The sequence below is a fragment of the Achromobacter sp. ACM01 genome (genome assembly GCF_014851745.1).
Taxonomy (GTDB): Bacteria; Pseudomonadota; Gammaproteobacteria; order Burkholderiales; family Burkholderiaceae_B; genus Achromobacter; species Achromobacter aegrifaciens.
In genome coordinates this window covers 1,642,360-1,656,271 of record NZ_JACVAF010000001.1, presented here as the reverse complement: position 1 = coordinate 1,656,271, position 13,912 = coordinate 1,642,360, and the positions used below count along the sequence as shown (strand labels likewise).

Genomic DNA, 13,912 nt, shown 5'->3' with positions numbered 1-13,912 from the left:
GCGGGCGTCCCCGCCGCTCGGCCGGGCGGATCTTGCCGCGGCGCAGCATGGCAGGTCGTGCCGGTGGGTCAATAGATTGTGCAATTTTATCAATTGCATTGTGCGATCAAGGAACATTATGCTCGGATGTCCTAACCTCGGCTCATCATGACTACCACCCCCATGTCCCAGCAAGAATCCCGCCTTGGCGGTCACATCCTGGTCGACCAGCTGGTTGCGCAGGGCGTCAAACATGTTTTCTGCGTCCCCGGCGAAAGCTATCTGGCAGTGCTGGACGGCCTGCACGATGCGGACATCAAGGTCACGGTGTGCCGCCAGGAAGGCGGCGCGGCCATGATGGCCGACGCCCACGGCAAGCTGACCGGCGAACCCGGCATCTGCATGGTGACCCGTGGCCCGGGCGCGTCCAACGCGCTGGCCGGCGTGCACATCGCCAAGCAGGACTCCACCCCCCTGATCCTGTTCGTCGGCCAGATCGAGCGCGGCATGCGCGAACGTGAAGCCTTCCAGGAAATGGATTACCGCGCCGTGTTCGGCACGCAAGCCAAGTGGGTCACCGAGATCGACCAGGTCGAACGCATTCCCGAACTGGTGTCGCGCGCCTTCCACATTGCCACCTCGGGCCGTCCCGGCCCGGTCGTGATCGCGCTGCCCGAGGACATGCTGGTCGAAGCCGCCAAGGTCGCCGACGCGCCGCGTTACGAAATCATTGATTCCGCCCCCACGGCCGGCCAATTGGCCGACCTGGAAAAGCTGCTGGCCGAAGCCAAGAATCCGGTCGCCATCCTGGGCGGCACGCGCTGGGACGCCCGCGCGGTGCAGCAGTTCGCCGATTTTGCGCAGCGCCATGCGCTGCCCACGGCCGTGTCTTTCCGACGCCAGATGCTGTTCCCGGCCGACCACCCCTGCTTCATCGGCGACGTGGGCCTGGGCATCAATCCCGCGCTGCTCAAGCGCGTCGCCGACGCGGACCTGATCCTGCTGGTGGGCGGCCGCATGTCGGAAAACCCCAGCCAGGCCTACACGCTGCTGGACATTCCGGTACCCAAGCAGAAGCTGGTGCACGTGCACCCCGATACCGCCGAGCTGGGCCGCGTCTACCGCCCCACCCTGGCCATCAATACCTCGCCCGCCGCCTTCGCGCAGGCGCTGGCCGGCCTGAAGGCGCCGGCTCAGCCCGCCTGGGCCGCCGGCACGCAGGCCATGCGCGAGTCGTACCTGAAATGGAGCGACCCCAGCGCCATCACGACGCCTGGCGCGCTGCAGATGGGCCAGGTCATGGCCTACCTGGAAAAGACGCTGCCGGCAGACGCCATCATGACCAACGGCGCCGGCAACTACGCCACCTGGCTGCACCGCTTCCATCGTTTCACCCGCTACGGCACGCAGCTGGCGCCGACGTCGGGCTCCATGGGCTACGGCCTGCCCGCGGCCGTGGGCGCCAAGCGCGTGTCGCCGGACAAGACCGTGGTCTGCTTCGCCGGCGACGGCTGCTTCCTGATGCACGGCCAGGAATTCGCGACCGCGGTGCAGTACGACCTGCCCATCGTCGTGGTGCTGGTGGACAACGGCATGTACGGCACGATCCGCATGCACCAGGAAAAGCACTACCCCGGCCGCATTTCCGCGACCGAGCTGAAGAATCCGGATTTCGCCGACTACGCGCGCGCCTTTGGCGGCCACGGCGAACGCGTCGAAACCACCGAGCAGTTCGGCCCGGCCTTCGAACGCGCCCTGGCCAGCGGCAAGCCGGCCATCCTGCACTGCTTCATCGATCCGGAAACCATCACCCCGGGCACGACCCTGGAAAAAATCCGCGACGCAGCGCTCAAGGCGCAGCACTGAAGGCGGGACGGAACGGCGCCGCCGCGCGCCCGCCGTTCCATTCGCCGCTTGCCGCCTGAATTATTTTAGGTTTAAACTTTCTAGCATTCCGAAATCCATAGCGGAGACCCAGCATGTCCTCGAATCCTTCCTTTCACTGGCAAGACCCCTTGTTGCTGGACCAGCAACTGACCGAAGAAGAACGCATGGTGCGTGACGCAGCCTACGCCTATGCGCAGGACAAGCTCGCCCCGCGCGTTCTGAACGCGTTCCGCAACGAACAGACCGACCCGGCCATCTTCTCCGAAATGGGCGAACTGGGCCTGCTGGGCGCCACCATCCCCGTCGAATACGGCGGCGCCGGCCTGAACTACGTCAGCTACGGCCTGATCGCCCGCGAAGTCGAACGCATCGACTCCGGCTACCGCTCCATGATGAGCGTGCAGTCGTCCCTGGTGATGGTGCCCATCAACGAATTCGGCAGCGAAGCGCAAAAGCAGAAGTACCTGCCCAAGCTGGCTCGCGGCGAATGGATCGGCTGCTTCGGCCTGACCGAACCCAACCACGGCTCCGATCCCGGCGGCATGGAAACCCGCGCCGTCAAGACGTCCGACGGCTACAAGATTTCCGGCAACAAGATGTGGATCACCAACTCCCCCATCGCCGATGTCTTCGTGGTGTGGGCCAAGTGCGTCGGCGGCGACTTCGACGGCAAGATCCGCGGCTTCATCCTGGAAAAGGGCATGAAGGGCCTGTCGGCCCCGGCCATCCACGGCAAGGTCGGCCTGCGCGCCTCGATCACCGGCGAAATCGTCATGGACGAAGTGGAAGTGTCCGCCGACCAGATGATGCCCGGCGTGTCCGGCCTGAAGGGTCCGTTCACCTGCCTGAACTCCGCCCGCTACGGCATCGCCTGGGGCGCCGTCGGCGCCGCTGAAGCCTGCTGGCACACCGCCCGCCAGTACACGCTGGACCGCAAGCAATTCGGCCGCCCCCTGGCCGCCAACCAGCTGATCCAGAAGAAGCTGGCCGACATGCAGACCGAAATCACGCTGGCCCTGCAAGGCTGCCTGCGCCTGGGCCGCATGAAGGACGAAGGCACCGCCGCCGTCGAAATCACCTCCATCATGAAGCGCAACTCCTGCGGCAAGGCACTGGACATCGCCCGCCTGGCGCGCGACATGCTCGGCGGCAACGGCATCTCCGACGAGTTCGGTGTGGCCCGCCACCTGGTGAACCTGGAAGTGGTCAACACCTACGAAGGCACCCACGACGTGCACGCCCTGATCCTAGGCCGCGCGCAGACCGGCATCCAGGCGTTCTATTGATCGCTTGTTCGGTTCCGACGAAACCGCCCTACGGGGCGGTTTTTTTTTTGCCCTGCACCGACGATCGGCAAGGTCTCCCAAATTTCGTTTACAACGTAAGTCCCCCAAAAAAAGGAAGCACACATGACTCCGCGGCAACTGGTCGAAGAATGGGTCCTACGGTTCAATGCCGCCGATGCCGCTGGCCTGGCGGAGCTTTACGATGAAGCGGCGGTGAACCATCAGGTAACCCAGGAGCCCATCGTCGGACGCGAGGCCATACGCGCGATGTTTGAACGGGAGTTCGCCCAGGCCGACATGACCTGCATCGTGGAGACGATCCATGAAGCCGGCGAGGTTGCTGCCCTGGAATGGCGCGATCCCCTGGGACTGCGCGGCTGCGGATTCTTTACGGTGCGCGGCGGCAGGATCGTGTTCCAGCGGGGTTACTGGGACAAGCTGTCCTTCTTGAAGATGCACGGCCTGCCCATCCAGTAATTGCCGCCAGGCCGCTCTCGTCCCCGCAACAACCCGCGCATTGCCGAAAGCCCGTATAGGCGAGCCCTTGCACTCGCCGTACGCTTTGCAGCATCGGCCAGGCACAGGGCCGGGCGCTCCCGCGCCCTGCCGCGTGTCCCGACCAGGTTTCCCCCCGAGCCCAGGAGCCGCGCATGCAAGGCTGTCCCACCCTCCGCCTGATGACAGGCATTGCCATGGCGTTCATGGCCCATGGCGCCTACGCCGTCACCACCCTCACGATGGCCACCGAGTATCCGGCCACCTCCATGCCCGGACAAGGCGTATCCACGTTTGCCGAACTGGTCCGCGCCAAGACCGCGGGCAACGTGGTCATCGACGCCAGCTATGACGCGTCCAAGGGGATCAAGTCGGCCGACATGATCGATGCGGTGCAAGCGCGCAAGGTGGATGCGGGCGATGCCTTCGCCGGCGCACTGGCGGCCAAGTATCCCTTGTTCGGCGTGTCGTCCCTGCCGTTCCTGGCGGACTCGTTGTCCAAGGCGCGCAACCTGAACAAGGCCGCCCGCCCCGCCTACGAGAAGCTGCTGGCGGCGCATGGGCAGAAGCTGCTGTACACCACGCCGTGGCCGGCGTCCGGCATCTGGTCCAAGCAGAAGCTGGACAGCGTCGCGGCCTTGAAGAAGCTGAGCATCCGCACCTACGACGCCACGTCGCAGGACGTCATGCAGAAAGCCGGCGCCCGCGCGCAGAACATTTCCTTCGCGGATGCGATGCCGCTGATCGCCTCGGGCGAGGTGAACGCGGTACTGTCGTCAGGCGACGGCGGCGCGGGCCGCAAGCTCTGGGAGCACCTGCCCAACTTCGCGGAAATCAACTACGCGATGCCGATCTCGGTGGCGACGATGAACCTGCAGGCGTATCAGGCGCTGGATGCGCGCACGCGCCGCGCCATCGACCAGGCGGCGGCGCAGACCGAAACCGAACAATGGAAGCGCATCGACGGCCGCCTGCAGCAGAACTACGCCAACATGCGCAAGAACGGCGTGGCGATCAATACGTCGGTGCCGCTGCCCGTGCAGCGCGCGCTGAAGGATGCCGCGGCGGACTCGGTCAAGAACTGGAAGGCAGCAGCCGGTCCTGAAGCCGCCGCCATCCTGAAGCAGACAGGCAAGCGCTAGACGGCCAGCCTCAGTTTTCGCCGGACAGATCGAACAGGCTGGTCGCGTCCAGCTCCAGCACGCCTTCGTCGTGCTGGTTCAGGACCGTCCAGGCCCAGGTAATGATGCCCAGGTCGGGACGCGACGACGAGGTGCGCACGCCCTGCACGCGCGCTTCGAGGCGCAGGGTGTCGCCCGGACGCACCGGCGTGCGCCAGCGCACCTCGCCCAGGCCGGGCGAGCCGAAGGATTCGGAATCGTGCAGCGCCGCGTCCACGGCCATGCGCATCGCCAGCGCGCAGGTATGCCAGCCGCTGGCGATCAGGCCGCCCCAGCGCCCTTCGGAGGCACGCTTGGGATCGGTGTGGAACCACTGGGGATCGAACTTGCGTGCGAACTCCAGGATCTCGGCTTCCGTCAGGGTGACCGGACCGCCCTTGATGACCATGCCGTCCTTGAACTCGGCGAACTTCATTTTGTGGATTCCCCCCGCAAATGCAATCGGCGCGCCAGTGCGCGCCGATTGCCACGCATGTTTGTGGATTCAGTACGTTTCGAAATGCAGGCGCCCTTCGCGGCGCAATGCATCATGCAGGATAGACCAATCCTGGCCCGCTTGCACCGTCACATCGCGCAGGGCGTCCAGCACGCCTACTTCCATGCCCTTCAGCCCGCACACGTAGATGCAGGTATTGCGGTCCGCCAGCAGTTCCCGCACCGCGCCTGCGCGGTCGCGGATCAGGTCCTGCACGTAGCGCTTGGGTTGCCCGGCTTCGCGCGACAGCGCCAGGTTGATGTCGATGAAATCTCGCGGCAGCTTCATTAGCGGCCCGAAGTACGGCAGTTCACGCTCGGTGCGCGCGCCGAAGAACAGCAGCAGCTTGCCGTTTTCGCCGGTCTCGATGCGGCGGCGGTAGCGCTCCGTCATCGCGCGCATGGGCGCCGAACCCGTGCCGGTGCAGATCATGATGAGATTGGCGCGGGGGTGATTGGGCATCAGGAAGGTGTGGCCGAACGGCCCGATCACCTGCACCTTGTCGTTCTTGGCCAGGTCGCACAGGTAGTTCGAGCACACGCCATGCGCGGCGGCGCCCGCATGGTCCTCGGTGACGCGCTTTACGGTCAGCGAAAGATTGTTGTAGCCGGCCCGCTCGCCGTCGCGCGGACTGGCCAGCGAGTACTGGCGCGCGTGGTGCGCCCGGCCCTGCGCGTCCACGCCGGGCGGCAGGATGCCGATGGACTGCCCTTCCAGCACGGGAAACGGCAGCTCGCCGAAGTCGAGCACGATATGGTGGATGTCGCTTTCCGTGTCGGCGCCGGTCACGCGGTAGTTGCCGACCACGGTGGCCGTCATCGGCGTCTTGTGCGTGTACAGGTTGACGTATGGATGGGCGGCGGACCAGGGCGGGACCGTTGCGCCGGGCGCGGTGGACGGCGCGGGCGCGGCAGGCTGCGGCGTATCCGGCTCATCGCAGGCCGGCGCGGCGGCAGCCGTTTCCGGCAGCGCCTTCTCGCCCGGCAGTTCTTCCCAGCCCAGTTGTTCCTGCACGCCATAGGCTTCGGCGCGTACCATCAGCCGCCAGTTGTCGATCGCCCCCGTGGGGCAAGGCGGCACGCAGGCCATGCAGCCGTTGCAGATCTCGGGATCCACCACGTAGTTGTTCGAGTCGTGGGTGATCGCCTTGATCGGACAGGTTTCTTCGCAGGTATTGCAGCGGATGCAGATCTCGGGATCGATCAGGTGCTGCTTCAGGACTTCTGCTGGTAAGGGAGCGTTCATCTCGGTCTTCCCCATGCTCCGGTAGGCGGCCGTGAAAACAGCCGCCGCCCCGCTTTAGTTGAAACGGACGTACTCGAAATTCACCGGCTGGCGGTTGACGCCCATGACGGGCGGCGCGATCCAGTTGGCGAACTTGCCCGGCTCGGTGACGCGGCCCATCAGCGATGCAACGAAGGCGCGGTCCTCGGGCGTCGGCAGCCATTTGTGACTGTTGGCCTGCCATTGCGATTCGGACAGGATCTCGCCTTCGGGCGACATGCGGATGCCGGCCAGCGTGCCGATCTGGCGATTGAAGGCCTTGTGCGGCACTTGCAGCCGGAACGGCAGGCCGCTCTTTTCGATGACCTTGTTCCAGCGCCCGATTCCAGCGACCGAATCGCGGATGAAGTCGTCGCGCAGCACTTCGTTCAGGGCGTTCAGCATCGGCACCTCGATCTCGCGCAGCCTGCCGTTTTCCACGGTCAGCACGCGGTAGGTGTCGTTCTTCAGCTGGTGGTCGTCGGTGCGCTTGCTTTCCTCGTAGCGGCCCTTCAGGCCCGAACCGTAGAAAATGGCCGCATTGGAGGACTGATCCGCGCCGAACAGGTCGATGGTGACGCTGTAGTGGAAGTTGAGGTAGCGCTGGATGGTGGGCAGGTCGATCACGCCGGCCGCGCGCACCGCTTGCGGGTCATCGGTCTTGAGCTGGTTCATGACCTCGCAGGTGCGCTGGATGACGCGCGAGATGCCGGATTCGCCCACGAACATGTGGTGCGCTTCCTCGGTCAGCATGAACTTCGTGGTGCGCGCCAGCGGATCGAAGCTGGACTCCGCCAGCGCGCACAGCTGGAACTTGCCGTCGCGGTCGGTGAAATAGGTGAACATGTAGAAGGCCAGCCAATCGGGCGTCTTCTCGTTGAACGCGCCCAGGATGCGCGGATTGTCGGAATCCCCCGAGCTGCGCTGCAGGAGCGCGTCCGCCTCTTCGCGGCCATCGCGGCCGAAATAGCGGTGCAGCAGGTAGACCATGGCCCACAGGTGGCGGCCTTCCTCGACGTTGATCTGGAACAGGTTGCGCAAGTCGTACTGCGAGGGCGCGGTCAGGCCCAGGTGGCGCTGCTGCTCGATCGAGGCCGGTTCGGTGTCGCCCTGCGTGACGATGATGCGGCGCAGGTTGGCGCGGTGCTCGCCGGGCACATCCTGCCAGACGTCACGGCCCATGTTCTCGCCGAAATGGATCTTGCGCTGCCCGTCCTGCGGCGCCAGGAAGATACCCCAGCGGTAGTCCGGCATCTTGACGTGGTCGAAGTGCGCCCAGCCGTCGGGCTGCACACTGACCGCCGTGCGCAGATAGACGTCGAAGCCGTGGGAGCCGTCGGGCCCCATGTCCTGCCACCACTGCAGGTAGTTGGGCTGCCAATGCTCCAGCGCGCGCTGCAAGGTGCGGTCGCCGGACAGATTGACGTTGTTGGGGATCTTATCGGTGTAGTTGATTCCAGACATGTCTCGCTCCTGTTCCTTTGGGGTGGCCGCGTTCACGCGGCGCGGTGACGCGGGGCCGTCAGACCCGGTTCCAGTCGAATGCGGCTTGCTCGCCCTTGCCGTAGAGCTTGAGCGCGCCCTTGTCGCCGGCGGCGTTGGGGCGGTTGAAGATCCAGTTCTGCCAGGCCGTGAGGCGGCCGAAGATGCGGGTCTCCATCGTTTCCTGGCCGCCGAAGCGCAGGTTGGCTTCCAGCCCGGTCAGGGCGTCGGGCGACAGCGCGCGGCGCTCTTCCAGCATCATGCGCACTTCGTCGTCCCAATCGATGTTGTCCGGCGCATAGGTGACCAGGCCCAGCTCCAGCGCGTCGGTGGCGGACAGTTGCTGGCCGGCTCGCGCGCGCACCGCTTCCAGGGGCGCTTCCTCTTCATAGAAGCGGCGCTGCAGGCGGCTCTGGCCGTTGACCAGCGGATAGGCGCCGAAATTGCGCTCGCCCACCACGATCTGCGCGGGCGCGGATTCGTCTTCGTTGTCCAGCATGTAGCTGCGGTCGGCAGCCAGCGCCAGTTCGAGCAAGGTGCCTGCAAAGCAGGAGCCGGGTTCGATCAGCGCGAACAGGCTGCGCGAGGTCACGTCCAGGCGCGCCAAGGTGCGGCGCAGCATGCCGGCGGTTTCGCGCACGAACCAGTGGTCCGCATGCTGTTGGAGCGCGGCATCCGCGGCCAACACCAGCGCGGCGTCGCCTTCGGTCTTGATGATCCAGGTGCCGATGTCCAGTTCGTTGGTGCGCATCGACAGGATGGCATCGTCCAGTTCGCGCGCCATCTGCAGCGGCCACCAGGCCGCGCCGGCCGCGACGATGTCCTGCAGCTCGGTTTGCACCGCGCCCTCGGGCGCGCGCACCGTCCAGGTGGCCTGGCGCTTCTCGCGGTCCAACTTGATGTCCACATAGCGATAGGACAGGCCATCGGCGCTTTCCGTGCGCTGCACCGGCGTCAACGCGATGCCTTGCTCGCCTGCCGGGCGGTCGCTGCCCTGCGCCAGCGCCTGCGCGCGCTCACGCACGGCCTCCTCGAAGCGGGCCGGCTTGACCACTTCGTCCACCAGGCGCCAATCCTTGGCGCGCTGGCCGCGCACGCCCTCGACCAAGGTGCAGAAAATGTCGGCATGGTCGTGGCGCACCCGGCGCTTGTCGGTCACGCGGGTCAGGCCGCCGGTGCCGGGCAGCACGCCCAGCAGCGGCACCTCGGGCAGCGCGACCGCCGACGATCGGTCGTCGATCAGCATGATCTCGTCGCAGGCGAGCGCCAGCTCGTAGCCGCCCCCGGCGCAGGCGCCGTTGAGCGCGGCGATGAACTTCAGGCCGCTGTGGCGGCTGGAATCTTCAATGCCGTTGCGAGTTTCGTTGGTGAACTTGCAGAAGTTCACCTTCCAGGCGTGCGAGGACAGACCCAGCATGAAGATATTGGCGCCGGAACAGAAGATGCGGTCCTTCATGCTGGTCACGACCACGGTGCGCACTTCCGGGTGTTCGAAGCGGATGCGCTGCAAGGCGTCATGCAGTTCGATGTCCACCCCCAGGTCGTAGGAATTCAGCTTGAGCTTGTAGCCCGGACGCAGGCCACCGTCCTCGGCAACATCCATGGCCAGCGTGGCGACCGGGCCGTCGAAGCTCAAGCGCCAGTGGCGGTACTGCTCGGGATCGGTCCGGAAATCAACCCGGTTGAGGGTGCTGCTCATAGTGTGTCTCCTCGTACGCCTGCCAAAACAGGAAAAATACTGCACTACATGAATTATTGTGCAGATTAGAGGACAAAAAAAGCCCCGTCAAGCGGGGCATGCACAAAAATGCATATTGCCGGCGCTGCCGGCATCGAATCCAGCTATAGCGGCAGGCCGCAAGCCTTGCGCACCTGGGTGCGCAGGCCGGCAAAGCTCTCCTGCACGTCCAGGTTGCTGGTGACCCAGGTAAGGTCGGCCTTGGCGTAGAAGGCTTCGCGTCCGGCGAGGATGCGCTTGAGGTCCGCCATGGCCTCGTTGTTGCCCGACATGGGACGGAAATCCCCCTGCGCCATGACCCGGCCCATATGCTCCTCGGGCGTGGCGCGCAGCCATACCGTGTAGCAATGCGCCAGCAGCAGATTGAGGGTGGCGGGCTCGGACACCAGCCCGCCCGGCGTGGCCAACACCATTTCCGGGTAGATCTGCACGGCCTCTTCCAGCGCCCGCCGTTCGTAGCGGCGGTAGGCATTGGGGCCGTACAGATTGTGGATTTCCAGGATGCTGCAGCCGGCCACGCGCTCGATCTCGCGATTCAACTCCACGAACGGATAACCCAGGTCATCGGCCAGCATCTGGCCCAGCGTGGACTTGCCCGCGCCGCGCAGGCCGATCAGCGCCACGCGCTGGGTGCGGTTGGGGCGCTGCGCCCCCGCCCCTACGCCGAACAGCTGGGTCAGGGCCTCGCGCGCGCGCTGCAGGTCGGATTCCGTGCGGCCGCTGAGCAGCTCGCGGATCAGCAGCCAGTCGGGCGATTCGGTGGTGACGTCGCCCACCAATTCGGCCAGCGCGCAGTTGAAGGCGCGTGCGATCTGCAGCAACACCAGGATGGAGGCATTGCCCACCCCATGTTCCAGATTGGCCAGATGGCGCTCCGATACGCCAGTCACCTGCGACAGGCTCTTGCGGGTCATGCCGCGTATGGCCCGCAGGCGGCGCACCCGCTCGCCCAAGGCCACCAGGAACGCTTCCCGCCTGGGTTCGGATGGCGCCGCATCTAGCGCTTGATTCATGTTTACGTGACTCCGCAAAAACCCTGATTACCACGCTTTATGCACTATAGTGCTTGACCATAATCAATGGAAGCACTATTTTTCCATTCAATCAGTCCAAAGCGCCTCATGTGCAAAAAAGCAGCAGTCGATTTCATGTCGATTCTGAAGCGCCGACAGTGTAAAGGAGGAGCCCGGTGAGTACGCCTGATCAATTCCATGCCCTGATGCGCGAGGTCACGCGCCTGACGCAAGGCCAGCCGCTGGACGCGGCGCTGCAGGAAAGCCTGAACCGCGAGGCCGGCCCGCAAAGCGCCCTGTTCCAGGAGATCTACGCCACCTGTAGGCAGGGCGTGGCCGAAGGCTGGATGTGCAGCCGGGAAGGCGGCGGCATCCGCTACGGCCGCGTCATCAAGCCCGCGCCAGACCTGGCGGACTGCTCGGTGGACGTAGTGGACATGAACGATCTTGCCGGCCCGCACCACGCGCACCCCAATGGCGAGATCGACATGATCATGCCGCTGACCGAGGGCGCCCGCTTCGACGGCCACGGCGCCGGCTGGCTGGTCTACGGCCCCGGCAGCGCGCACAGCCCGACCGTGAGCGGCGGCCGCGCGCTGGTGCTGTATCTGCTGCCGGGCGGCGCCATCGAATTCACGCGCACCTGAGAGGCCCCGCCCCACCCGCCGCCAGAAAAACACACACAGCGCGGCTCCCCCCACAGGACATCAGGAGACAACCGTGAACGCCTGTCCCGACGAACTCAACTTCGCCAGCCACCTGGCGGCGCTCAATGCGCCGCGCGCCGCCAAGCCGGCCTACATCGACGACACGCGCCAGATCAGCTACGGCGAACTGGCGGAGCGGGTGGCGCGCATGGCCGGCGCGCTGCGCCAGCTGGGCCTGCGGCGCGAGGAGCGCATCCTGCTGCTGATGCAGGACACTGTCGACTGGCCGGTGGTATTCCTGGGCGCGCTGCATGCGGGCGTGGTGCCGGTGGCCGTGAACACCCTGCTTACCGCCGATGACTACGCTTACATCATTGGCCACAGCCGCGTGCGCGCCGTGTTCGTATCGGGCGCCTTGCTGCCGGTGGTGCAGACCGCGCTGGGGCAGGCCGCCGCCGATGTCGAACACCTGGTGGTTTCCCAGCCGGCCGGCGCCTTGCCCGAAGGCGGGCGCGAATTCGAATCGCTGCTGGCCGCCGCCCCGCTCGCGCCAGCGGCGCGCACCCTGTCCGACGAGATCGCTTTCTGGCTGTATTCGTCGGGCTCCACCGGCAAACCCAAGGGCGTGGTCCACACCCATGGCAACCTGTGGCACACGGCCGAACTCTATGCCAAGCCCGTGCTCGGCATCCGCGAGGACGACGTGGTGTTCTCGGCCGCCAAGCTGTTCTTCGCCTACGGCCTGGGCAATGGCCTGACCTTCCCCCTGTCCGTGGGCGCGACCGTCATCCTGATGGGCGAACGCCCCACGCCGCAAGCGGTCTTCAAACGCCTGACGCAGCATCGGCCCACCGTGTTCTACGGCGTGCCCACGCTGTACGCCAGCATGCTGGCCTCGCCCGACCTGCCGGCGCGCGAACAGGTCGCCATGCGCATCTGCACGTCCGCCGGCGAAGCCTTGCCGCGCGACATCGGCGAACGCTACACGCGCCACTTCGGCTGCGAGATCCTGGATGGCATCGGCTCCACCGAGATGCTGCACATCTTCATCTCCAACCAGACCGGGCAACTGCGCTACGGCACTACCGGCAAGCCCGTACCGGGCTATGAGGTGCAGTTGCGCGACGAGAACGGCGCCCCGGTGCCGCCCGGCGCCATCGGCGACCTCTACATCAAAGGCCCCAGCGCAGCCCTGATGTACTGGAACAACCGCGACAAGACGCGCCAGTGCTTCCTGGGCGACTGGCTCAAGAGCGGCGACAAGTACACCTGCGACGCGGACGGCTACTACACCTATGCCGGGCGCAGCGACGACATGATCAAGGTCAGCGGCCAGTACGTGTCGCCAGTGGAGGTCGAGAACATCCTGGTGCAGCACGAGGCCGTGCTGGAAGCGGCGGTGATCGGCGTGCCGGACCACGACGGGCTGGTCAAGACCAAGGCCTATGTGGTGCTGCGGCCCGGCTTCGAGCCCGACGCGCAGACCGGGGCCGCGCTGCAGAACTATGTGAAACAGCATCTGGCGCCGTTCAAGTATCCGCGCCAGATCAATTTCACGGAAGAACTGCCTAAGACGGCCACCGGGAAGATACAGCGCTTCCGCCTGCGCCAATTGGAAGAGGCCACGCTATGAGCGCCTGCGCCGTGGCCGAAACCGCGTTTGCCGAGTTCCATGCCGGCGGCCGCGACCTGCGCCTGGAATGCCGGTGGATCGGGTCCGACCGTTCCGGCGCCCCGCTGCTGGTCTTTCTGCACGAAGGGCTGGGTTCCGTGTCCATGTGGAAGGACTGGCCCGACCGCGTCTGTGCGGCAGCCGGCTGCCGTGGACTGGTGTATTCGCGCTACGGCTACGGGCAATCGACGCCACGGCCGCCAGCAGAAAAGCGGCCGGTGGATTTCATGCACATCGAGGCGCGCGAAGTGCTGCCCGCGCTGTTGATCGCGCTGGGCGTGGACGCCCGGCGCGACAAGCCGGTGCTGTTCGGCCACAGCGACGGCGGCTCCATCGCCCTGCTGTATGCGGCCATGCATCCCGACGCGGTGGCCGGCGTGGTCGCCGCCGCGCCCCATATCCTGGTCGAAGACGTGTCGCTCGCCAGCATCGCGCAGGCGCGCCAGGCCTATCTGGACACGGACCTGCGAGCCCGGCTGGGGCGCTATCACGCGGACCCGGATTCGGCGTTCTGGGGCTGGAACGATATCTGGCTGGACCCGGCTTTCCGCCGCTGGAACCTGGACGAATACCTGCCCCGCATCGCCTGTCCCGTGCTTGCCATCCAGGGCGTGGACGACGAATACGGCAGCTTGGCGCAGATACGCGGCATACGCCGGCTCGCGCCCCAGACCGAATTGCTGGAACTGCCCGACTGCGGCCACTCGGCGCACAAGGACCAGCCAGCCCGCGTTATCCAGGCCGTCGCCAGCTTTATGGGCGGCCTGGAAAAACCCCGCTGACCACTGCGTCGG

Annotated in this window: 12 protein-coding genes; 7 read left to right on the top strand and 5 right to left on the bottom strand. The window is 65.9% G+C overall.

All coding sequences use genetic code 11. From position 1 onward, the window contains the following. Window positions 1-162 precede the first annotated feature (162 nt). The 4 genes from IB268_RS07750 to IB268_RS07735 all read left to right on the top strand — a co-directional run bounded on the left by IB268_RS07750 (window position 163) and on the right by IB268_RS07735 (window position 4,789). Complete coding sequence (locus tag IB268_RS07750; RefSeq protein ID WP_054452204.1) at window positions 163-1,845, top strand: thiamine pyrophosphate-binding protein; 1,683 nt, start codon at window positions 163-165, stop codon at window positions 1,843-1,845. 113 nt (window positions 1,846-1,958) lie between these two features. Beyond that, window positions 1,959-3,152: an acyl-CoA dehydrogenase gene (locus IB268_RS07745; RefSeq protein WP_054451413.1), complete on the top strand. Its 1,194-nt coding sequence runs from the start codon at window positions 1,959-1,961 to the stop codon at window positions 3,150-3,152. A gap of 123 nt (window positions 3,153-3,275) precedes the next feature. After that, complete coding sequence (locus IB268_RS07740; protein ID WP_054451417.1) at window positions 3,276-3,629, top strand: nuclear transport factor 2 family protein; 354 nt, start codon at window positions 3,276-3,278, stop codon at window positions 3,627-3,629. Window positions 3,630-3,802: 173 nt separating this feature from the next. Then, window positions 3,803-4,789 (top strand): TRAP transporter substrate-binding protein, encoded by a 987-nt coding sequence (locus tag IB268_RS07735; RefSeq protein ID WP_054451421.1) that lies wholly within the window; start codon window positions 3,803-3,805, stop codon window positions 4,787-4,789. A 10-nt stretch (window positions 4,790-4,799) separates the two neighbouring features. Here IB268_RS07735 and IB268_RS07730 read toward each other — a convergent pair whose 3' ends face one another. The 5 genes from IB268_RS07730 to IB268_RS07710 all read right to left on the bottom strand — a co-directional run bounded on the left by IB268_RS07730 (window position 4,800) and on the right by IB268_RS07710 (window position 10,799). Beyond that, complete coding sequence (locus IB268_RS07730) at window positions 4,800-5,243, bottom strand: MaoC family dehydratase (protein WP_054451423.1); 444 nt, start codon at window positions 5,241-5,243, stop codon at window positions 4,800-4,802. A gap of 69 nt (window positions 5,244-5,312) precedes the next feature. Further along, the gene (gene boxA / locus IB268_RS07725) at window positions 5,313-6,548 is read right to left on the bottom strand and encodes a benzoyl-CoA 2,3-epoxidase subunit BoxA (RefSeq protein ID WP_192354045.1); all 1,236 of its coding nucleotides are present in this window, start codon (window positions 6,546-6,548) and stop codon (window positions 5,313-5,315) included. Between the two features lie 54 nt (window positions 6,549-6,602). Beyond that, the gene (gene boxB / locus IB268_RS07720) at window positions 6,603-8,030 is read right to left on the bottom strand and encodes a benzoyl-CoA 2,3-epoxidase subunit BoxB (RefSeq protein WP_054451425.1); all 1,428 of its coding nucleotides are present in this window, start codon (window positions 8,028-8,030) and stop codon (window positions 6,603-6,605) included. A 58-nt stretch (window positions 8,031-8,088) separates the two neighbouring features. Continuing rightward, window positions 8,089-9,747, bottom strand: coding sequence for a 2,3-epoxybenzoyl-CoA dihydrolase (boxC, locus tag IB268_RS07715; RefSeq protein ID WP_054451427.1), 1,659 nt, complete (start codon window positions 9,745-9,747; stop codon window positions 8,089-8,091). Between the two features lie 143 nt (window positions 9,748-9,890). Continuing rightward, a complete protein-coding gene (locus tag IB268_RS07710) occupies window positions 9,891-10,799 on the bottom strand; it encodes a helix-turn-helix transcriptional regulator (RefSeq protein ID WP_042794737.1) in 909 nt (302 codons plus the stop codon). A gap of 176 nt (window positions 10,800-10,975) precedes the next feature. Here IB268_RS07710 and IB268_RS07705 point away from each other — a divergent pair, with 176 nt between their 5' ends. From IB268_RS07705 to IB268_RS07695, 3 genes are all read left to right on the top strand, one after another. Further along, on the top strand, window positions 10,976-11,446 hold the full coding sequence (locus IB268_RS07705; RefSeq protein ID WP_054451429.1) for a DUF4863 family protein: 471 nt from the start codon (window positions 10,976-10,978) through the stop codon (window positions 11,444-11,446). Window positions 11,447-11,519: 73 nt separating this feature from the next. Next, the gene (locus IB268_RS07700) at window positions 11,520-13,079 is read left to right on the top strand and encodes a benzoate-CoA ligase family protein (protein WP_192329093.1); all 1,560 of its coding nucleotides are present in this window, start codon (window positions 11,520-11,522) and stop codon (window positions 13,077-13,079) included. Further along, on the top strand, window positions 13,076-13,900 hold the full coding sequence (locus IB268_RS07695) for an alpha/beta fold hydrolase (protein WP_192354044.1): 825 nt from the start codon (window positions 13,076-13,078) through the stop codon (window positions 13,898-13,900). The genes IB268_RS07700 and IB268_RS07695 overlap by 4 nt, the downstream gene beginning before the upstream one ends. Window positions 13,901-13,912: the final 12 nt, after the last annotated feature.

What these genes read in the sequence shown, in the direction of transcription:
- IB268_RS07750 (WP_054452204.1), top strand. Translation starts at nt 163, where the DNA reads ATGTCCCAGCAAGAATCCCGCCTTGGCGGTCACATCCTGGTCGACCAG.
- IB268_RS07745 (WP_054451413.1), top strand. Translation starts at nt 1,959, where the DNA reads ATGTCCTCGAATCCTTCCTTTCACTGGCAAGACCCCTTGTTGCTGGAC.
- IB268_RS07740 (WP_054451417.1), top strand. Translation starts at nt 3,276, where the DNA reads ATGACTCCGCGGCAACTGGTCGAAGAATGGGTCCTACGGTTCAATGCC.
- IB268_RS07735 (WP_054451421.1), top strand. Translation starts at nt 3,803, where the DNA reads ATGCAAGGCTGTCCCACCCTCCGCCTGATGACAGGCATTGCCATGGCG.
- IB268_RS07730 (WP_054451423.1), bottom strand. Translation starts at nt 5,243, where the DNA reads ATGAAGTTCGCCGAGTTCAAGGACGGCATGGTCATCAAGGGCGGTCCG.
- boxA (WP_192354045.1), bottom strand. Translation starts at nt 6,548, where the DNA reads ATGAACGCTCCCTTACCAGCAGAAGTCCTGAAGCAGCACCTGATCGAT.
- boxB (WP_054451425.1), bottom strand. Translation starts at nt 8,030, where the DNA reads ATGTCTGGAATCAACTACACCGATAAGATCCCCAACAACGTCAATCTG.
- boxC (WP_054451427.1), bottom strand. Translation starts at nt 9,747, where the DNA reads ATGAGCAGCACCCTCAACCGGGTTGATTTCCGGACCGATCCCGAGCAG.
- IB268_RS07710 (WP_042794737.1), bottom strand. Translation starts at nt 10,799, where the DNA reads ATGAATCAAGCGCTAGATGCGGCGCCATCCGAACCCAGGCGGGAAGCG.
- IB268_RS07695 (WP_192354044.1), top strand. Translation starts at nt 13,076, where the DNA reads ATGAGCGCCTGCGCCGTGGCCGAAACCGCGTTTGCCGAGTTCCATGCC.